Genomic DNA, 20,031 nt, shown 5'->3' on the forward strand with positions numbered 1-20,031 from the left:
TCATGTCCGTGGCGGACGTGTTTGGGGGGAGACGACGGTGTCACTCGACGACAGAAATCTGATCGACTGGGTCGCGTTCACGCGCGCGCGGAATGAACTCGGTGCAGGGTTCGTCCGTATCCTCGGCTATTTCCGGGAGGACGGCGTAAAGTCGGTCGCCGCGATCGAGGCCGCCATGCGGGCTCAAAATGCCGCGGCGTTGATCATTCCCGCGCATACGTTGAAGGGCGAAGCGCGTCAGTTCGGTGCCGAGCCGCTCGGCGCGCTGGCCGAACGGATCGAGGTGGTGGCGCGCGATTGCGTCGAGGGTCACGATACGCCCGACGAAGCGATCTCGGAGGTCGCAGCCCTGCGTGGTCTGTTCGAGCGGACGCTGTCGATCCTGGAAGCCGAGGGCGACCCCGTGGTTCAACGCCGCCAGGGCTTCGGCCGTCGTATCGGGTGATCGCGAGCGGACCACGCCACGTCCAATCCCCCCTGAATACCTAGGCGTTCTCCAGAGCCCTAGGCCCGTGACCCATCAGGTCCGCAGGCGCTCGATCGCCTGAGCCAACGCCACGTACAGTTTCCCCATGTCGGACGACAGCAGCGTCACACCCAGTGGCGAGCCGTCGCGGCCCGAGAGGATCGCCCGCAGCATCGACTCGAAGTCGTGGATGTAGCGATTCACGTGGTCGCGGAACGCGTCGTCGTGATCGTACAGATAGGCGATCTGCCGCGCTTCGGTCGTATCGAGCAACCGGACGGCCCGCCGGGTAAACACCCCGCGGTCGCCCTTGAGATAGGCCGACCAGGCACTGTCCGAAACATCCGCCGAAAACGTCTTGGCAATGTCGATCGAGGCCGAATTGAGCGCCTCGACCAGCAGCGACACCCGTCGCGCCATCGAATTCTGGTCCGCGGCCTCGCGTTCCAGCCGATCATCCTCGAACCGCGTTTCCAGGATTGCGGACGCGTCGGACAGGGCCGCGATGCGATCCTCCAGTCGCGCGGACGCGCGCGCCGCCGCATCGGCGGCGGCGTCGGCGGCCGTTGCGATGGCGGCGAGCTGGTGTTCGACCGCGCGCGTCGCGGCCCGTTCGACCGCGGCTGCGCTGTGCTGTTCGAACGCAAGCGCGGCATCGGGAATGACGCTCGCCAATGTTTCGCGCGCGCGATCGGCGGCGGCGCTCGCCGTGTCGCGGACGCGCAGGAGCGCCTCGACCAGGCGCGGCGCGGCTTCGTCGGCGAAGCGGTGCGTCTGGCCGATCGTATCGTCGACCATCTGGCCCAAGGCATCTGCCTTGAGTTTGCCGTCGCTCAGGGTGTCGATGAGCGTCCCCGCCAGCTGGTCAACCGTATCGCGCTGATTGGCGACGACATGCGCAATCGCTTCAATCGCATCGTGTGTGCTTTCGGCGGCGGTGACGAGGGCGAGCAACTCGGGCTTCGTTGCACCGACATGGCGACGCGTATCGGACACCTTGGTGTCGAGCCGCGTCAGCGCGTCAGGGAGGGTCTCATCGATCTCGCGTGCGGCGGCATCGAGCGCAAGCAGCAGTCGCTCGATCGTCCCGATCGCGGTGGTTGCCACGGTATCGCCCATCCGCAGCGCCTCGGTCATCGCGTGCGCGGAGCCGCCCAGCGCGCCGATCGAGGCGGCGAGGGTCTGGCTGCGATCGATCCCCTGTGCATGAAGCGCGTCGAACCGGCCCGAGACATGCGCGATGCCGTGATCGAGTTCCGCAAAGATGTCGCTGCCAGTCCCGCGCTGCGCATCGAGGCGGGCAGCGATGTGGTCTATGAGCGCCTCGATCTCGACGATCCTCGACGCCAGGCCGTCCGCGCTGTCGTGGGCGACCCGCTCCAAGGCGGCCTGATTCGTGCCGAGCATCGCCAGCAAGGCATCGCCCTGCGCGGCAATGCCCTTGCGGGCTTCATCGATCGCGTCGGCGGTCCGTCCCAGCAGTCCATCGACCGCGAGCGACATGTTGCCGGTCACCTGTTCAAGCCGCGCACCGGCGGTTTCGCTGGTCGCTTCCATGCGGGTGATGTGCGCCGCGAGCTTCTGTGCGGCGCCGTTCGCCACGGCATCTGCCTCGCGTCCGCGTTCGGCGAGGGCGGACAACTGCGCGTCCAGCGCGGCGGCATGCTCGCTCGCCGTCACGCCCGTCGCCTTCAGCAATTGCGCGAGCGCATCGGTTTCGCCGTGCGCGCGGGGCAACAGCGCGAGCAGGACATCGAGCCGCGTCTGCGCATTTTCTGCCGCTTTGGCGAGCGTGGACGCATGCGCGTCGGCCGAAGCGATATGGTCCCGCAATCCGTTGCCCACGCCCGCGAGGCGCGCAACCGCGGTGTCGCCGAGCGTCCCGAGCCATTCGCTCTGTTCGGTCAACTGGATGCGATGATCGTCGATGCGGGTGGACAGCCGGTCGATCGTACGCTCGAGATTGCTGGCCTCGGCGCGCATTGCCTGTGCGGTCCGTCCGAACCGCCGTGCCTCGGCGGTGCTGGTGCGCAACGCGAGCAGCAACACGATTCCGATCAGCGTCGGCGGAACGCAGAGCCCCGCGGCGAAAGTGACGATCCCGGGAGCGGTCAGCTGCGGCAGGTCCGGCCAGGATAGCCATAGCATCGCGACAATCCACACCGCCGCCAGCACCCCGCCCGTTACGGCTAGCCAGGGAAAGCGCGCAACTGGCACTTCCTCGTCGATGAAGTCGTCGGGGTGGGAAAGATGGTGCATGGGCAGGGGTTCCGCGTCGGACGGGAGGGCTTCCAACTGCGACAGCAAGCCGCCACGGGTCGCGTTGCCGGACGTTGGGCCGGACGGTGAGCGGCCATTCGGCCTTAGGTCGATGATGCGAGAACCCCCGTTCATCGCCGATCTTTACCACGAAAACCCGCTAGGCAAAGCGAATAGCGCAACTTAACCTTAAGTCCTTGGTCCTTAGAGGCTGATCCATGGCGTATGATCCCGGTGCAATTGATGCGACGCTCGCGGCGGCAGTAGGCGATGAGCCCATGCTGATCGCCGAATTGCGTGTCGCCTTCCTCGAAAGTGTCCGTCGCGGACTCCATGCCCTGGAGAATGCGTCCGGCGATGCCGAATGGCGCAGCGCCGCCTGGCGGCTCCGCGGGCTGGCGGCCAGTTTCGGAGCGGTGCGGTTGATGGCGATCGCGACGGAGGCCGCCGAAACCGACCCCCACGATGCTGCCTTGATGCGGCGCCTGCGACGGGTGGTCGATCGATTGTGAGGTCTCGTGACGGCTCTTGTCGAAAGACGGGCCGTCCGCGCTGCCCCTTTGCCAAGATCTTCGGAACGCCGTAACAGCGCGACCATGCTGGCAGGACTGATTTTTACGACCGAGGACGCCGACGATCGCCCGGGGACGCTGGCGGGCACCCTTCCGTTCGGTGGGCTGACCCTGGTCGAGTTCCAGGCGCGGTTGCTGGCGGCAGCGGGCGCGACGCAGATCATCCTCGTCGTATCGCGCATGACCCCCGAGCTGCTGGGGGTGATCGGTCGGATCGGACGTCGCGGCGGATCGGTCGACGCGGTGCGCAGCGCACAGGATGCCGTCGCCAAGCTCCACCCGTTGGCCCGCGTCCTGATCGTCGCGGACGGCGTGGTGACGAGCGGCGACATCATCCAGAGCCTCGCGAGCGCCGGCCACGATACGATCGTCATCTGTGATCCGGACGATCATCGCTACGAGCGCGTGAGTGCCAAGGCGGCGTGGGCGGGGCTGGCGCTACTGGATGGCAAGCGCGTCGCAGAAGTGGCTGCGATGCCGCGTGATTATGATTTCCAGTCGACGCTCCTCCGGGTCGCAGCGCAGGCCGGCGCCGAACAGGTCCGCCTCGACCCCCGAGATGCCCCCAAGCATGCGATCGAGCGCAGCGCGGACGCGCTGACACGCCGCGGCACCAGCACCGTCGCCGCACTGGTGGCCAAGCCGGTCCGGTGGGCGGAGCGCTTCCTGCTCGCGCCGTTGGTCCGGCTTTCGCTTCCCCCGTTGATGGCACGACTGGTGCCCACGCTGGCGCCGCTGACGCTCGCCGGGGCGTTGAGCGTTGCCGCGCTGGGCGTGATCGTCGCACGGCACCCCGTGATCGGGCTCATGCTTGCTGCCGTGGCGCTGGTCGCAGCAAGCGTCGCAACCGCTCTCGGCTGGGTCCGGGAAGAGAACAGGATCGCCGCCGTCGCGATGCATGCGCGATCGGGAATCGTCGCACTCGTCGTGCTGGCGATCGGGGTCAGGGCGGACCCCGTCGCGGGAACGTCACTGGCGGGCGGATTGATCGTCGCGGGCGCGCTGCTCGAACGTGCTGCCCTGCCGGCGCTGCTACGCCGCTGGTGGGCGAGCCCCGCCGCGTACCTCGTGATCCTGCTACCGCTGGTCGTGATCGGCTGGCCGTTGATCGGGTTGGCCGCGGCGGGACTGTACGCTGCTGGGACACTTGCGGCCGCAATCGAGGCTTTTCGGCAAAAGCCCTAGTCCCGCTTGGGAGACAAACGGCGTAAGTCCCCGGCATGCCGATCAACGATCGCGAAAAGGATGCAGGGGGCCGGAGCGGCGTCACGACGCTGCTGGAACGCGCGGCGGCGGCGGCGGTGCGCGCGGAAGATCGGTTGTGCGGCGCGATCGAGGATGTGTTCCTTGCGGACGATGCGCGACTGGACGATCGCACGCGACTGGGCATGACCAGACTGCTTGCCCAACTGACCGGCGCGGTCGAGGCAACGCTCCGACGACATGCTGCCCGTCTGCTGATTGCCCGGGACGAAGCCGCGCTCGCCGACCGGGTCAGCGCGCCGGCACCGCCAATCATCGGACGTCTGATCGCCAGTGGGTTGCTGCGGGATCCGGAAGTGATGCGGGAATTGCTCGGCCGGATCCGGCAGGATGCGATCGCGGATGCGCTACCGACGTCTGCGCCGGATGATCCCGAGCGGTCCAGCCTGTTGCCGCGGCTGCTGCATCACGCCAATCCTGCTGTAGGGGCGGGCGCTGCGGCATTGCTGGCCGCGGAAAGCCGTCGTCGCCTCAGCGGTCCTGACGGGACTTCGTCGTCGAGCGACCTCCCCGCCGAACTGCAGCATCGGCTCGTCTGGTGGAGCGCGGCCGCGGTACGGACCGATCTTCCTGACGCGGCCGGCGCAACGACTTCCGCGCTCGATCGCGCGCTTGCCGAGGCGGCGCAGCACGTGATAGCGGCGCATCACGAGCGCGATCGGCTCGAGGCGGTCGCGTTGCAGCTTGCAGTCGCGCTGGACCCGACGCCAGCCGACCGCGCGCGGTTGCTGATGGAGGCGCTGCTCGATCGTCGCTTGTCCCTGTGTATCGCCTTGATCGCGCAGGGCCTCGGGCTCGACTATGCCGACACGCGCGAGATCGTGCTGGACCCTTCCGGCGACCGCCTATGGCTGACGTTGCGCGCGATCGATCTGGACCGCGCGACGATCGCGCGGTTCGGTCTGTCACTCGCCGAAGCCGATCCCCGGCGGGATATCGACGGCTTTGCCGATACGTTGGATGATATTGCAGAGATCGACTGTGTCGCGGCACGCCACGCCCTCGCGCCCCTGTTGCTGCACCGGGATTATCGCGCCGCCTTGACGGCGTTTGCGCGTGGCACCCGGCGGACATCCGCGGTGCGGGGCGCACCGGCGTGAGCCTGGATGACCCGGCGTTCACGCCCGTCCGTGCAAAGCTGGATCGCGACGGTCGGTTGATCGCGGCAGACCAGGCTCTGCTTGACCTCAACGCGCGCGCGGGCGGTGCGCTGGGGCATGTATTGGCGGTTCCGCCGCTGGTAACGCTTGCGCGGCTGGCACTGCGCCTCGCGATCCGCGTGTCGCGCAACGTGGTCGTTGCCGACGGGGGCGCCGATCTGGACCTGTGGGTCGGTGCCGAACCGACACCGTCGTCCGCCGAGCCCGACGGGATCGACCTGACGATCACGGGGTGGCGCCCCCGACCGTCCTGGCAGCCGCCCGCGGTGGCCGAAGCGTGCAGCGCCGATTTCCTGCGCAGCGCGGCGGATTGGCTGTGGGAAACCGACTCCGCACTGTCGCTTACCTTCCTGTCGGCCAACGCCGCCGCTACGGGGGATTTGCCGAGCGGGGCGCTATTGGGCCAGCCGCTGACGCGCCTGTTCGCGCTCGCAGAGGACGACGTCGGGGCGTTTCCGATCCTGCACGGCCTCGCCCTGCAACGACGGTTCGACGATCAACCTGCGACCGTGCGCGATACGGGGCAGGCCGTACTCCTGTCGGCGTCGCCGCGTCGCGATGCGAGCGGTGGCTTCATCGGCTTCCTCGGAGCGGCGCACATCGTCGACCCGGCAATCCCGGTCCGGCCCGTGGATCCGGCAGCGATCGCGGGCGATGCCATCATGGACTCGGTCGCTAACGCCTTTGCCGCGCGGCTGGACCAGACCTTGCGCGCTCCGTTGGACCGGATCATTGCCAACGCCGACAGCATCCATGCGCAGTCCGAAGGGCCCTTGCGGCAGGACTATGCGGAGTATGCCGCGGACATCGCGAGCGCCGGTCGGCATTTGATGGGACTGGTCGACGATCTGGTCGATCTCCAGGCGATCGAACGGCCCGATTTTGTCGTAGCCCAGGACGCGATCGACCTGGCGGATGTCGCGCGACGAGCAGCGGGCCTCCTCAACATCCGCGCGTCTTCCGCCCGGGTTCGGATCGACAAGCCGGCGTTCGGCGAAATGCTACCGGCGACGGGCGAATTCCGGCGGGCGTTGCAGGTCCTGGTCAACCTGATCGCCAACGCTGTGCGCTATTCTCCGATCGATGGCATGGTCTGGATCCGCGCCGAGCGTGAAGGCAATATCGCCGCCATCATCGTCGCCGACCAGGGCAAGGGAATCGCTTCGACCGATCAGGAGCGCATCTTCGGAAAGTTTGCGCGGGTCGACCAGAATGAGGCGGGCGGATCGGGCCTTGGCCTTTATATCGCGCGACGCCTGGCGCGCGCGATGGGAGGGGAAGTGACCGTCGACAGCGCGCCAGGACAGGGTGCCCGTTTCGTCTTTTCGCTGCCGCTCCGGGGCATGGAGCGCTTATCCTAATCGCGGATTGACGCCGGCAGCGCTTGGCGTACCTTCCTCTCGCCCATGTAGGGGTGAGGAGAGTTTGTATGCGTAAGATTATTCTGGCGGCGTCGATTCTGGCGTTCGCGGCAGGGACTGCGCCCGCCCTTGCGGCCCCCTGCAAAGACGCCAAGGGGCGTTTCATGAAATGTGCGACCGCGACGCCCAAACCGACCCGGTGCCGGCTGAACGGCAAGTTCGCCAAATGCGGCACGCCGGGCGCCAAGCCCGCCTGAATTGCGTGGCGGGCCCGGCGCCGCGAGCTTATCCCTGACGACCTGATGTTCAGGTCGTCAGGGATCAGTCAGCTGTCGAAGAGCACGTCGCTTCGGGTCAGCGCCGCCGCGACCACCATATTGCACCCAGTCCGACTGCGGCCAGAACCGCGCCGTAGACGGCCCATTGCATCTGCGCGATCATGAAGCTCGACGCAGGCCAATGGACCAGCCCCAAACCTTGGCCGATCCACAGCAGCCCCATCAGCGTGGCGAGCACACCGACGAGGGCCACCAGGGTCTTCACTTGCGCGCATCCAGCGCAACGTAATCGCGCTGCGTCGGGCCGGTGTAGAGCTGCCGCGGACGGCCGATCTTCTGCTCCGGATCCGAGATCATCTCGTTCCACTGCGCGACCCAGCCGACGGTGCGGGCGAGCGCGAACAATGCCGTGAACATCGTCGTCGGGAAGCCGATCGCCGAGAGGATCACGCCCGAATAGAAGTCGACGTTCGGGAACAGCTTCTTCTCGATGAAGTACGGATCGCTGAGCGCCATTTCCTCGAGCGCGATCGCGACATCGAACACCGGATCGGTCACGCCGAGCTCGCCGAGCACTTCGCGCACGGTCTGCTGCATCACGGTCGCGCGCGGATCGTAGTTCTTGTAGACGCGGTGACCGAAGCCCATCAGGCGGAACGGATCGTTCTTGTCCTTGGCGCGCGCGATATACTCGGGGATGCGGTCCACGGTGCCGATCTCACGCAGCATGTTAAGCGCCGCTTCATTGGCGCCGCCATGCGCCGGACCCCACAGGCAGGCGATGCCCGCCGCGATGCACGCGAACGGGTTGGCGCCCGAAGACCCTGCGAGACGAACGGTCGAGGTCGACGCGTTCTGCTCGTGATCGGCGTGGAGGATGAAGATCCGGTCCATCGCTTTTTCGACGACCGGGTTCACCACATATTCTTCTGCCGGAACGCCGAACGTCATCTGCAGGAAGTTGCCGGTGTAGCTCAGGTTGTTCTTGGGATGCATGAACGGCTGGCCGATGGAATATTTGTACGCCATCGCAGCGATCGTCGGCATCTTGGCGATAAGGCGATGGCTCGCGATCATGCGCTGCTGCGGATCGGTGATGTCCGCCGAATCCTGGTAGAAGGCGCTGAGCGCGCCGACGACGCCGCACATGATCGCCATCGGATGCGCATCGCGACGGAAGCCGCGATAGAAGGTCGCCAGCTGCTCGTGCAGCATCGTGTGGCGGCTGATCGTGTAGCTGAACTTGTCGAGCTCGTCCTTGGTCGGCAGTTCGCCGTTCAACAGCAGGTGGCAGACTTCCATGAAGGTCGACTGCTCGGCCAACTGGCCGATCGGATAGCCGCGGTGCAGCAGAACGCCCTCATCGCCATCGATGTACGTGATGGCGGAATCACAGCTGGCGGTTGAGGTGAAACCCGGGTCGTAGGTGAACATGCCGGTTTGCGCGTACAGCTTCCGGATATCGAGCACGTCGGGACCGACGCTGCCATGCATGACCTTCAAATCCAGGTCCTTGCCGGCGGCGCTCAGTTTGGCGGTGTCGGTCATCCTTTGTCCTTTCGTGACTTAAGCAAGCATCTGGTCGGCGATCCGACCAAGACTCTCTTCACGCCCGAGCAAATCGAGCACGTCGAAAATTCCAGGCGAGGTCTTGCGCCCGGTCAACGCCGCACGCAGTGGTTGCGCGACTTGTCCGAGTTTGACCCCTGCGTCATCGGCGACCTGCCGTACCGCAGTTTCGAGGCTCTCCGTATCCCAGCTTTCGACTGCGTCAAGCGCTGCGTGCAGCCGGGCGAGCAGTCGGGGGGCGTCGCCGGACAGAAGCGCGGTAGCATCGCGATCCATCTCCAGCGGGCGCTTGCAAAACAGGAAGGCGGCGCCGTTGGCGAGATCGAGCAGGTCCGCTGCCCGCGGTTTCAACGAGGCCATGCTCGCTTCAAGAACTTGCAGTTGCTGATCCGTCGGCTCGAAATCAAGGCGTTCGGCAACAAGCGCGGCAAGCCGTGCATCATCCGCGACGCGAATGTATTGGCCGTTCAGGTTTTCAAGCTTCTTGAAGTCGAACCGCGATGGTGACTTGCCTACACCGGCCAGATCGAACCACTCGACTGCCTGAGCGCGGCTGATAATCTCGTGATCACCATGCCCCCAACCAAGCCGCAGCAGATAATTGTCGAGCGCCTCGGGCAGCATGCCGAGCTCGTCGCGATAGTATTCGACGCCGACCGCGCCATGGCGCTTCGACAGTTTGGCACCGTCCGACCCGTGGATGAGCGGAATGTGTGCGTAAATGGGATCGGGCCAGCCTCCCTCGATCTGCTGCATCGCGCGGATGATCGGCAATTGGCGGAAGGCGTTGTTGAGATGATCGTCGCCGCGAATCACATGCGTCACGCCCATGTCGTGGTCATCGACCACAACCGCGAGCATATAGGTCGGCGTTCCATCCGACCGCAGGAGCACGAGATCGTCGAGTTCGGCATTCTGAACCGTAACCGCTCCCTGCACACGATCATCGATCGTGACGGCACCCTCGGTCGGCGCCTTGAGGCGGACGACGAAGGGGCGGCTGTCGTCCGCCGCGGCCGCTTGGTCCCGCCAAGGGCTGCGCACCCGAAGCGGCTTCTTGGCGGCTTCAGCCTCGGCGCGCATCGCCGCGAGCTCCTCGGGAGTCAGATAGCAGCGATAGGCATGCCCGCGCTGGACCATCAGATGCGCGACTTCGGCATGGCGATCGGCGCGTGCCGATTGATACACTTCGTCGCCATCCCAATCGAGGCCGAGCCAGCGCAGCGATGTCAGGATCGCATCGATCGCGGGCTGGGTCGAGCGGGCGCGATCGGTATCTTCGATCCGCAACAGGAACCGGCCACCGTGGTGGCGCGCGTAGAGCCAGTTGAACAACGCGGTACGGGCACCGCCGATATGGAGAAAGCCGGTCGGCGACGGTGCAAACCGCGTGACGACCTGTGCGTTGGCGGCAGCCTTATCAGCGCTGCTGGCAGCGGTGGTGGTTTCAGTGATTGCGCTCAACCGCGCATACTCCCAGACTAGAATTTCGATGGCCGGATCAGCCTGCAGCGCCCCTAGCACGCGCTTTCCGGCCCTTCAAATCGGCGTGCGCGCATGGCCGTCACATCTCGGGTCCGGCGGCATGGCGGTGGCGGACGCGGTCGAACGCTGGCTGGAGGCTGAGCGCGACCAGCTCGCCCTATGGCTGCCGGTGATGCTGGGGCTGGGCATCACGCTGTGGTTTGTCCTGCCCGATCCGGGCGCATGGCGTGCCGCAATGCTCGTGGCGGTGGCGATCGCGCTGGGTTCCGTGGCGCGCGGACGGCATGGGCGGGCCGCGCGCGCGCTGGCGGTTGGCGCGGTGGCGGTCGCGCTGGGGCTGGGGCTCGTGTGGTGGCGGTCGGAGCGGATCGCGCATCCGATCCTGGCGCGCCCCGCAATTCTGACCTTCACGGCGCGGGTGGAACGGGTCGAGCCGCTGGTCGCGCGGGATCTGGTGCGGTTGCGGCTGGCGCCGATCTCGGTCGTCGCCCGCCCGGAAGCGGTATCGCGGCGGCTTCCGGAACTGCCACCCGCGTTGCGCCTCAATCTAGCAAAGGCGGAGGTTCCGGTTGGTCTCGTGGCAGGGGCGACCATACGCCTCGCGGCGCGCTTGATGCCCCCGCCCGAACCGGCGGTGCCAGGCGCGTATGATTATGCCCGGACCGCGTGGTTTGACGGGATCGGCGCGACGGGCCGTGGTTTTGCGCCGGTAACGGTCCTTGCGGGCGGGCAGCCAGCCGCTTTGCCCGGGCTGCGCGAGGCGTTGTCCGCGCATATCCAGGAGCGGGCCGGAGGCGGCGGGGCGGGGGGCATTGCGGCCGCCTTGGCGACCGGGGACCAGGGATCGATTCCGCTGGACGATACCGAGGCGATGCGGCGCTCCGGCCTCGCCCATCTCCTGTCGGTCAGTGGGCTCCACATCAGCGCAGCGGTTGCCGCGACGATGATCCTCGTAACGCGCCTGTTGGCGCTGTCTCCGTGGCTGGCTCTGCGTCTGCGATTGCCGTTCGTGGCCGGCGCGGCGGGGGCCGTGGTCGCGATCGGCTATACTTTGCTCACAGGCGCCGAGGTTCCGACGATCCGTTCCTGCGTCGCGTCGCTGTGCGTCCTGGTCGCGCTCGCCCTCGGGCGCGAAGCGCTGACCTTGCGGCTGGTCGCGGCGGGCGCAGTGGTGGTCCTGCTGCTCTACCCCGAATCCCTGTCGGGCCCGAGCTTCCAGCTGTCCTTTGCAGCGGTCGCGTTGATCATCGCCTGGAACGACCATCCCGGTATCCGGGCGCTGGTCGCAGCCCGGGAGGAGCCGCGCCTGAAGCATCTGCTGCGTAGCACGGGATCCTTGCTGATGACCGGGCTGGTGGTCGAAGCCGCGTTGTTGCCGATCTCGCTGTTCCATTTCCAGAAGGCGGGGGTCTATGGGGCGGTCGCGAATATCGTCGCCATTCCGCTGACAACGTTCGTCGTCATGCCGCTGGAGGCCGCCGCCCTATTGCTCGACACGATCGGTGCCGGACAACCGTTCTGGTGGGCCACCCGGCTCGCGCTGGACGCATTGCTCTGGATTGCAAGGACAACGGCGGCGATCCCCGGCTCGGTCGCGCCCTTGCCGGCCATGCCGGCGGGCGCTTATGCGGCAATGGTCGCGGGCGGCCTGTGGATCGCCCTGTGGCGGACCCGATGGCGACGGCTCGGCGTCGTTCCGCTGCTGACCGGTGCGTTATGGGCGTTCCTGACGCCCGCTCCCGACCTGTTGGTGACGGGAGATGGACGGCATGTCGCGATCCGAACCCAGGCGGGGGACGTCGCGCTGCTGCGGGATCGAACCGGCGACTATACCGCCGACATGATGGCGCAAAGCGGCGGGACGGCGGGGTTGCCGGTGTTATGGTCCGATCAGCGCGACGCGCGTTGCAGCCGCGACCTGTGCATGGCCACCCGCATCATCGGCGCTCGACGCTGGACCATTCTGGCGACGCGTAGCCCGTACCTCGTCCCGATCGACGACTTTATCCGAGCCTGCGCACGTGCCGATATCGTCATCAGCGACCGATGGCTGTCCCGACGGTGCCGTCCGCGCTGGCTGCGGCTGGATCGATCCACCCTGACGCAGACGGGCGGAGTCGCGATTACCTTCCACCCCGCTGCCCCGTGGTCAGCGGCCAGCGCAACGGTTCGCACCGTGCGCACGCCCGGCGACCGGCACCCGTGGATTACGATCCCAGCAGATCGGGTGCCGATCCGTCACGGTCGACGGAGGGCCATCGACCGTCCTGCAGGAACGCAGGATCCAGCGCGCGATTAGTCGTAGCGGCGCAGCAAGCCAGCCAGCTTGCCCTGCACGCGCACCTGGGCCGGCGTATACCGCTGCGGATCATAGGAACGATTGGCCGGGTCGAGCCGGACCATCGCTCCCTCGCGTCGGAAGAATTTGAGCGTTGCCTCGCTGTCGTCGATCAGCGCCACGACGATCTCGCCATCCCGCGCGACGTCCTGGCGTTTGATCAGCGCGTAATCGCCGTCGAGGATCCCCGCCTCGACCATCGAATCGCCTGCGACTTCCAAGGCATAATGTTCGCCGCCGCCCAGCAATGCCGCCGGCACGGCGAGCATGGAGGCGCCCTCGAACGCCTCGATCGGCACGCCGGCTGCGATCCGTCCGTGAAGCGGGATCTCGATCACGTCGTTCGCTGGATTGGGCAGCGGCCGCACGTTCGCCGGCGGCGCTTCCGGTGCTGCGCGTGTCGGGGTCTTGGCGCCCCGCTCGGGCATCTTGAGCACTTCGAGCGCACGGGCGCGGTTGGGCAGCCGACGGATGAACGCCCGTTCCTCGAGCGCGCTGATCAGACGGTGCACGCCCGACTTCGACTTGAGATCGAGCGCTTCCTTCATTTCCTCGAATGAGGGCGAGACGCCTGTCTCCTCCAGCCGGTCGTTGATGAAGCAGATCAGCTCATGCTGTTTGCGCGTTAGCATCCCGGGCCCTTTCGTCGGAACAGACTGCGAACCTATACGGAACAGAAAGGCGGGCGTCAAGCGATCGGCAGGATTTCCACCGCGTCCCCGGCAGCGGCCGCCGGCGCATGGGGCGCGCGGATGATCAGACAGTCAGCGCCCGCCAGCGTCGCCAGCAGTGATGAATCCTGTTGAGCGGCGGGGTAGACCCGCCCGCCACGCGTCGTCGCACGCATGTAATCCTGGCGACGGTCGTTTTCCTTGAGGGGCGCGCCGAGGATGCCCGGATAGGCCATCGGGCGGGGATCGCGCGCCCCGGCCATCGCGGCGATCAGCGGCTTCAGGAAGATCGCGCCCGTTACGAACGCCGACACCGGGTTCCCGGGCAGGCCGAGCACCAGCATCTCCCCGATCTTGCCCGCGAGCATCGGCTTGCCGGGACGCAGCGCGATCCGCCAGAAATCGATCGACCCGCCGGCCGCGGCCAGGGCGGGCCGGATGAGATCGTGATCCCCGACCGATGCGCCGCCGGTGGTCACCAGAATATCGGCGTCTACCCCTACGAAGGCGTCCGTGATCGTCTCCAGCCGGTCGGGCAGGATACCGAGGTCGATAATGTCGACGGGCAGGTCCGCGAGCATCGCAGCGAGCATGACCCCGTTGGACTCCGGAAGCGTACGATCCTCCAAGGGCGACCCCGGCAGGGTGAGCTCGTCACCGCTTGCGACGATCGCGACCCGGATTCGGCGGGCGACAAGCAGGTCGCCATGGCCCCCGCTGGCCGCGAGTGCGATCCGCGCCGGGCTCAGCCGATCGCCCCGATCGATGAGCACGTCGCCGAGACGGAAATCGATGCCTGCCAGCCGGATGTTGCCGCCACGGGCGGGGCCGGCACCCGATCGGCGGACGGCATCGCCTTCGCGTTCGGCCTCCTCCTGGATGAGCACCGCGTCGGCACCGGCGGGCAGCGCGGCTCCAGTAAAGATCCGGACGGTCTCGCCCGCATTCAGCGCGCCGTCGAAGGGATGGCCCGCCGCGCTTTCTCCGATCAGGCGAAGCGGCCCGCCCAGATCATCGTAGCGAACCGCATAGCCGTCCATGGCGGAAAGATCGCGCGCCGGCTGGGTCCGGCGAGCCGTAACGGCGCATGCGGCCCAGCGGCCGGCGGCCTTGCGCAAGGGGACCGTTTCGGTGGCAATGCGCGGTGCCAGCGTCAGAAGACGCGCTTGCGCATCCTCGACGGCAAGAAGGGGGGGGCGTTCAGTCATGGCGGCTGTCCCTATCGCCTTCGCTCGGGTTGCGTCGACCCCTGTCGTCAGCCGCGACCAACGGAGCCGCCACCGGCGCATTGATGCCGCCAGGACACACCTGATCACTGAAGTGCGCCCGATGCTGCCGCCGTGTACGATTCGTCATGACTGCGAAACAATCCCGTTCTAGCCGCCGCCGCGGGGAATGGCTTCCGATCCTTGGATGGGCCGACGTGCGGGCGACGCCAATGGGCGCGCTCGATCGTGTCGAGCAGCCGTTCTCCCCGGACGATCAAGGGGACCTTTTCGTGAACAAGACTTTTGTAAAATCCGTGTTGCTGGCGGGGGCCGCGGGCTCCGCTGTGTTTGCCGCATCGATGGCACAGGCGCAGACGGCCCCCGATCCGGTCGCTGTCGCGACGAGCGACGCGCCCACCACGGCCGATGGTCTCGGCGATATCGTCGTCACCGCGGAGCGCCGTACCGAGAACCTGCAGAAAGTCCCGGTTTCGGTCGGCGTGATCGGTGGCGATGCGCTGCGGACGTTCCAGACCGGCGGCGGCGATATTCTCGAACTCGCCAATCGTATTCCGGGCCTGTACGCCGAGACGACGACGGGCCGCATCTTTCCGCGCTTCTACATCCGTGGTCTGGGCAACATCGACTTCTATCTGGGCGCTTCGCAGCCCGTGTCGATCATCCAGGACGATGTCGTGCTCGAGCACGTCGTCCTGAAGTCCAATCCGGTGTTCGACGTCCGCCAGGTGGAAGTCCTGCGTGGCCCGCAGGGCACGCTGTTCGGACGCAACACGACCGCCGGCATCATCAAGTTCGATACCAATCGCCCGACGAACACGTTCGAGGGCCGCGCCTCGGCATCCTATGGCAGCTACAATACCGCGACGATCGACGCGGGCGTCGGTGGCCCGATCGTGAAGGACGTCCTGTCGTTCCGCGTGTCGGGGCTGTTCCAGCATCGCGACAATTGGATCGACAACCGGTATGCCGGCCCGAGCGACGACGGGACCGTGGGCGGCAAGGACAAGCTCGGCGGATTCGACGAGAAGGACGTTCGCATTCAATTGATGCTGACGCCCCCGGAAACCGGTTTCACCGGGCTGCTGTCGGCCCATGCGCGCGACTATAAGGGCTCCTCTACGATCTTCCATCGCGGTGCGATCAAGCTCGGGTCGAACGATGTCAGCGCGGAGCCGCGCAGCGTCGTCGGCCTCGACGAAGGCGCCAACAATCCGCAGGCGTACAAGACCTATGGCGGGTCGTTCAACGCGACGAACGATTTTGGCGGCGTCGTGCTCACGTCGATCAGCGCCTATGAGACGACCGCAGGCTATAGCCGCGGCGATACCGATGGCAGCATCGGCGCGAACTATCCGGGTGCGCTGTTCACCGCCGAGAGCCAAGGGCGCGTACGAGATCTTGATCAGCTCAGCCAGGAAGTTCGCTTGTCCAATGCCGGCAAGGGCCGCTTCAAGTGGCAGATCGGCGGGATATACTTCGATTCGCGCGACACGACCGAGTTCGACCAGCGCGGCTTTTTCCTGTTGCCGGGGCAGGCTGCGCGCAATCCCAACAACTTCGTCGTGATCCGCAACGTCAATACATCCTACGCCGGTTTCGGCCAGATCAGCTACGAGATCCTGCCCAAGCTGACCCTGACCGGCGGCGTGCGCGTCACCAACGACACCAAGTCGACACGGCTCGTCCAGCGTCGCCTGAATGCCGCGGGGGCGCCGATCGCGACCGACAATGTGCGGCCTTATGTTCGTCTGTCCGATACGCAGCCGAGCTGGGATGCGAGTGCATTGTACGAGATCGATCGCGATGTCAGCGTCTACGCGCGGGTCGCGCGCGGCTTCCGCGGGCCTACGATCCAGGGGCGTAACGCTGTATTCGGCAGCGATTTCGTCACGGCGACGTCCGAGACGATCATGTCGTACGAGGCGGGCGTCAAGTCGAACCTGCTCAACAACACGCTGCGGTTCAACGCGACCGGCTTCTACTACAAGGTCGACAACATCCAGTTGAACGGCAACGATGCCAATAACAACGGCTTGCTGTTCAACGCCAATCAGGCCCAGGCATGGGGCGGCGAGGCAGAACTGACGTGGCGTCCGCTGCGCGACTTCACGCTGGGATTGGGGGGCAGCGTGCTGCACACCGAGGTCAACGATACGCGTGTCTATGCGCCGGTCTGTTTCCTCAACGGGGCGAAGACGTGCACCGTGCTCAATCCCACGATCAACGTCCGCAACGGTGCCGGAGCGGTCACGGCCGTGCTCGCCCAGATCAATGGCAACGTCCTGCCGAACGCCCCGAAATATCAACTCGACGCGAATGCGCGCTATGACCTGCCGCTCGGCAATGGCGGTAAACTGTTCGTTTCGGGCGACGTGAACGTACAGGGCTACACCAGCTTCGTGCCCTATAAGACGGTGGAATACACGTCCGACGGCACGTTCGAAGCGGGTCTGAAAGCCGGCTACGCCGGACCGGCGAACGCGTATGAGATCGCGGTGTTCGTGCGCAACCTGACCAACGAGAAGAACCTGAAGGGCGTGCTCGATAACTACAACGCCGCCGTCTTCAACGATCCGCGGATCATCGGTGTGTCGCTGAGCGGCAAGTTCTGATCCGACGGGAGCGAGCCGGCCATGCCTTCGGGGGTGGTTGGCTCGCCTACCGGCGTCTGATTTTGAGCCCGCCGATATCGGGCAAGGGCAACAGCGTCGGGGCGATCCTGTTGCCCGGTACGGGTGCGGCCGCGGCATTGGCTGCCAGAACATCACGCGCGATCGGAAGCGCCGGATATAGCGTGCGGGCTCTGGCAAACAGCGCGCGCGCCGCGAGGGCCCCGGGAACTGTCTCCCGCGTGCCGACCCACCGCCAATGCCACGGTTCCCATGTCACGCCCTGTCGGTTGGCCGCCGGGAAAGACAGTTCGAAACCATAATCGGGAGCATGTGCCAGCAGCCATTGCCCCGGCGCAGTCGAGGCGAAGCAATAGCTCACGTCGGGGCATGCGCGCGATGGTCGAAGGCCGAAGTCGATCGCATAGCCGGTGGCATGCTCGCTATATCCCGGCGGGGCGACGGACCGCGCGCGATCGACCGCATCGATGCAGGTTGCGCGATGCCGCTCGTGGCAGAAGACCGCATGCTGCCGCGCGACGTCACGGTGGCACGATATGCCGCGCAGGCTGTTGCCAACCCCCGGTGCGGTCGCGGCGGCCGCCAGCATCTGGTCGAGATCCGGAAGCATGTCACGATGGACGCGACAAGTCGCCCCAACCGAGAAGCCGGAGGGCGCGATCACGAGATCCTGCGCGCGCGCATCGCCGTACGGCAGGTGTCCGAGCATGCGGCCGTCGTCGGACGCTACCAGACTGGTCGGCGCCCCGGGTCGCGCGGGCTGGGCCAAGGCGGCCGATCCCGCCAGAAGTGCGATCGACACCGCCGTGGCCGTTCGAAACGTCGACTGTACACCCCGCAAAATACGTCTTCTCACCACTGTCGACGCGGCGCCTCTGGCATGCGCGGGCTTGCGGTGGCAAGAGGCGCCCATGCTGGCAAACCATGTTCTCTTCCTCGATGGCGAGGCGCTCGTCATCGACAAGCCCGCCGGGCTCCCGGTCGACCGTCCGCGCGACGGTTCGCTGAGCCTTGAAAACCACCTCGACGGGCTGACCTTCGGGTTCAAGCGCTGGCCGGTCCCGGTCCATCGGCTCGACCGCGATACGTCGGGGTGCCTGTTGCTATCGCGCAACCCCAAGGCGCACGCGCGGTTGCAGCAGGCGTTCGAGCAAGGGCTGGTGCGCAAGCGCTATCTCGCGGTGCTCGAGGGCGTGGTCGAGGGGGAGGGCGGCCTGATCGATCTCGCCCTCGCCAAGGTGAGCACGGTCGAGGACGGCTGGCGGATGGTCGGCAGCCCCGAGGGCAAGGCGTCGCGGACGCACTGGCGGCTGCTGGCGGTCAAGGACGGGCGCAGTTTCGTCGAGTTCATTCCCGAAACCGGGCGGACCCACCAGATCCGCGTCCATGCGCTCGAGGGACTCGGCGCGGCGGTCGTTGGCGATCCGGTCTATGGCGCGGGCGGGGGCGAGACGCTGCTGCACGCCGCCGAACTGACGATCCCGCGCGCGGGTAAGGAGCCGATCGTGGCGAAGGCACCGCTGCCTGCGCGGTTCATTTCGGCGGGGTTCAGCGAGGCCGATGCGGTGGCGGCAGCGGCTCCCGACTCCGCGCCCGAAACGCCGTCCGATGGCTAGGATCGAGCTGCCCGAGGATGCGATCGAGGAGCGGTTTCTCGCCGCCTCGGGGCCGGGCGGGCAGAACGTCAACAAGGTCGCAACCGCGGTCCAGCTGCGGGTCGACGTGTTCAAGCTCGGGCTCGAGCCGTGGGCGTATCAGCAGCTCAAGACCGTCGCGGGGAGCCGGATGACCGCGGGGGGGACGCTGGTCGTCACCGCGCGGCGGTTTCGCACGCAGGAGGCCAACCGGGCCGATGCGCGCGAGCGGATCGTCGAGCTGCTCGAACGGGCGCACGAACGGCAGGCGCGCCGGGTGAAGACCAAGCCGAGCAGGGCGGCGAAGGCACGCCGGGTCGATTCGAAGAAGGGCCGCGCGATGGTGAAGGCGGGGCGGGGGCGAGTGAGCGTGGACTGACGAACGCCGTCTGCGGTCAATTTGGTTCTGGTGTAGTGCCTTACCCCGTTCGGGCTGAGCGAAGTCGAAGCCCCGGTTTCGCCACAGGCCTCGGTCCGTCATGCGAGCGGCCCTTCGACTTCGCTCAGGGCGAACGGGTAGGGGTTAGGACCATTAACGCCTCACCGCGCGACTCGCTTCGCCATCGCCGCATTGCCCTGATCTGCCGCCACCGATGCGGCCGACCGTCCCGACTGGTCGGTGATCGTGCGATCCGCGCCCGCCGCGATCAGCATCTCGACCTGCTTGGTGCGGTTGAACAGCGACGCCATCATCAACGCGGTCTGCCCCGCGCCGTTGCGCGCGTTGACGTTGCACCCCGCCTTGAGCAACCGCGCCGCGACCGCGTCGTCCCCCTTGAACGCGACGCCCATCTGCGCGGTGTTGCCCTGGTCGCGATCGGCGCGGCACGGGTCCGCGCCCTGCGCGATAAGTGTTTCGACCGTCGCGAGCTGGCCATTGTACGCCGCGAGGATCAGCGGGGTGAAGCCGCGGTCGTCATAGGCATTGGCGTTCGCGCCCGCTTTGATCAGCGGCGCGATCAGGTCGGTCCGGCCAAGCCGCGCCGCCTCGAACAGCAACTGCTGCCGACGCTCGGGTGAAGGGAGGGATGCTGCAGGGGCAGGGGCGGGGGCGGGGGCGGGGGCAGCAGACTGAGGGGTTGCAGCGGCAAGAAGGATCGCAAACAGGGTCATGTC

The 20,031-nt window shown here is 66.8% G+C and carries 18 protein-coding genes; 10 read left to right on the forward strand and 8 right to left on the reverse strand.

Annotated features, from left to right (window positions below):
- Nucleotides 1-58 precede the first annotated feature (58 nt).
- Nucleotides 59-445: an Hpt domain-containing protein gene (locus tag L8K25_RS10330; RefSeq protein WP_242139255.1), complete on the forward strand. Its 387-nt coding sequence runs from the start codon at nt 59-61 to the stop codon at nt 443-445.
- A gap of 75 nt (nt 446-520) precedes the next feature.
- Here L8K25_RS10330 and L8K25_RS10335 read toward each other — a convergent pair whose 3' ends face one another.
- Complete coding sequence (locus tag L8K25_RS10335; protein WP_242138835.1) at nt 521-2,725, reverse strand: hypothetical protein; 2,205 nt, start codon at nt 2,723-2,725, stop codon at nt 521-523.
- Between the two features lie 218 nt (nt 2,726-2,943).
- Between L8K25_RS10335 and L8K25_RS10340 the strand changes: the two genes are divergently transcribed.
- The 5 genes from L8K25_RS10340 (at nt 2,944) to L8K25_RS10360 (ending at nt 7,338) form a co-directional block, all read left to right on the forward strand.
- Complete coding sequence (locus L8K25_RS10340; RefSeq protein ID WP_242138836.1) at nt 2,944-3,237, forward strand: Hpt domain-containing protein; 294 nt, start codon at nt 2,944-2,946, stop codon at nt 3,235-3,237.
- An 84-nt stretch (nt 3,238-3,321) separates the two neighbouring features.
- Nucleotides 3,322-4,482, forward strand: coding sequence for a hypothetical protein (locus L8K25_RS10345; protein WP_242138837.1), 1,161 nt, complete (start codon nt 3,322-3,324; stop codon nt 4,480-4,482).
- A gap of 35 nt (nt 4,483-4,517) precedes the next feature.
- Nucleotides 4,518-5,660: a DUF2336 domain-containing protein gene (locus tag L8K25_RS10350; protein WP_242138838.1), complete on the forward strand. Its 1,143-nt coding sequence runs from the start codon at nt 4,518-4,520 to the stop codon at nt 5,658-5,660.
- Complete coding sequence (locus tag L8K25_RS10355; RefSeq protein WP_242138839.1) at nt 5,657-7,081, forward strand: HAMP domain-containing sensor histidine kinase; 1,425 nt, start codon at nt 5,657-5,659, stop codon at nt 7,079-7,081. The genes L8K25_RS10350 and L8K25_RS10355 overlap by 4 nt, the downstream gene beginning before the upstream one ends.
- Nucleotides 7,082-7,149: 68 nt before the next feature.
- On the forward strand, nt 7,150-7,338 hold the full coding sequence (locus L8K25_RS10360; RefSeq protein WP_242138840.1) for a hypothetical protein: 189 nt from the start codon (nt 7,150-7,152) through the stop codon (nt 7,336-7,338).
- A gap of 97 nt (nt 7,339-7,435) precedes the next feature.
- Here the strand turns inward: L8K25_RS10360 and L8K25_RS10365 are convergent, their stop codons facing one another.
- Genes L8K25_RS10365 through gltX form a run of 3 tightly spaced genes read right to left on the reverse strand, consistent with a single transcriptional unit; the run spans nt 7,436 to nt 10,383 of the window.
- Nucleotides 7,436-7,624: a hypothetical protein gene (locus L8K25_RS10365; protein WP_242138841.1), complete on the reverse strand. Its 189-nt coding sequence runs from the start codon at nt 7,622-7,624 to the stop codon at nt 7,436-7,438.
- Nucleotides 7,621-8,907, reverse strand: coding sequence for a citrate synthase (locus tag L8K25_RS10370; RefSeq protein ID WP_242138842.1), 1,287 nt, complete (start codon nt 8,905-8,907; stop codon nt 7,621-7,623). Before L8K25_RS10370 ends, L8K25_RS10365 begins: the two co-directional genes overlap by 4 nt.
- 18 nt (nt 8,908-8,925) lie before the next feature.
- Entirely contained in the window at nt 8,926-10,383 is a 1,458-nt protein-coding gene (gltX, locus tag L8K25_RS10375) for a glutamate--tRNA ligase (RefSeq protein ID WP_242139256.1), read from the reverse strand.
- 130 nt (nt 10,384-10,513) lie between these two features.
- On the opposite strand from gltX, the gene L8K25_RS10380 reads away from it, so the two are divergent.
- Nucleotides 10,514-12,712 carry a ComEC/Rec2 family competence protein gene (locus L8K25_RS10380; protein ID WP_242138843.1) on the forward strand — a complete coding sequence of 733 codons (2,199 nt, stop codon included), beginning with the start codon at nt 10,514-10,516 and terminating at the stop codon, nt 12,710-12,712.
- Here L8K25_RS10380 and lexA read toward each other — a convergent pair.
- Both lexA and glp read right to left on the reverse strand, forming a co-directional pair.
- Nucleotides 12,709-13,383 (reverse strand): transcriptional repressor LexA, encoded by a 675-nt coding sequence (gene lexA, locus L8K25_RS10385; protein WP_242138844.1) that lies wholly within the window; start codon nt 13,381-13,383, stop codon nt 12,709-12,711. The two genes, L8K25_RS10380 and lexA, sit on opposite strands and share 4 nt — an antisense overlap.
- Nucleotides 13,384-13,439: 56 nt before the next feature.
- The gene (gene glp / locus L8K25_RS10390) at nt 13,440-14,630 is read right to left on the reverse strand and encodes a gephyrin-like molybdotransferase Glp (RefSeq protein WP_242138845.1); all 1,191 of its coding nucleotides are present in this window, start codon (nt 14,628-14,630) and stop codon (nt 13,440-13,442) included.
- Between the two features lie 290 nt (nt 14,631-14,920).
- Here glp and L8K25_RS10395 point away from each other — a divergent pair, with 290 nt between their 5' ends.
- A complete protein-coding gene (locus tag L8K25_RS10395; RefSeq protein ID WP_242138846.1) occupies nt 14,921-17,263 on the forward strand; it encodes a TonB-dependent receptor in 2,343 nt (780 codons plus the stop codon).
- Nucleotides 17,264-17,309: 46 nt separating this feature from the next.
- Here the strand turns inward: L8K25_RS10395 and L8K25_RS10400 are convergent, their stop codons facing one another.
- The gene (locus L8K25_RS10400; protein ID WP_242138847.1) at nt 17,310-18,083 is read right to left on the reverse strand and encodes a M15 family metallopeptidase; all 774 of its coding nucleotides are present in this window, start codon (nt 18,081-18,083) and stop codon (nt 17,310-17,312) included.
- Between the two features lie 109 nt (nt 18,084-18,192).
- On the opposite strand from L8K25_RS10400, the gene L8K25_RS10405 reads away from it, so the two are divergent.
- Both L8K25_RS10405 and arfB read left to right on the forward strand, forming a co-directional pair.
- Entirely contained in the window at nt 18,193-18,897 is a 705-nt protein-coding gene (locus L8K25_RS10405) for an RNA pseudouridine synthase (protein ID WP_242138848.1), read from the forward strand.
- Nucleotides 18,890-19,294 (forward strand): alternative ribosome rescue aminoacyl-tRNA hydrolase ArfB, encoded by a 405-nt coding sequence (gene arfB, locus L8K25_RS10410; protein WP_242138849.1) that lies wholly within the window; start codon nt 18,890-18,892, stop codon nt 19,292-19,294. Before L8K25_RS10405 ends, arfB begins: the two co-directional genes overlap by 8 nt.
- A 161-nt stretch (nt 19,295-19,455) precedes the next feature.
- Here arfB and L8K25_RS10415 read toward each other — a convergent pair whose 3' ends face one another.
- Entirely contained in the window at nt 19,456-20,028 is a 573-nt protein-coding gene (locus L8K25_RS10415; RefSeq protein ID WP_242138850.1) for an ankyrin repeat domain-containing protein, read from the reverse strand.
- Between the last annotated feature and the right edge of the window lie 3 nt (nt 20,029-20,031).

The organism is Sphingomonas sp. TREG-RG-20F-R18-01 (assembly GCF_022662475.1).
Taxonomy (GTDB): Bacteria; Pseudomonadota; Alphaproteobacteria; order Sphingomonadales; family Sphingomonadaceae; genus Sphingomonas.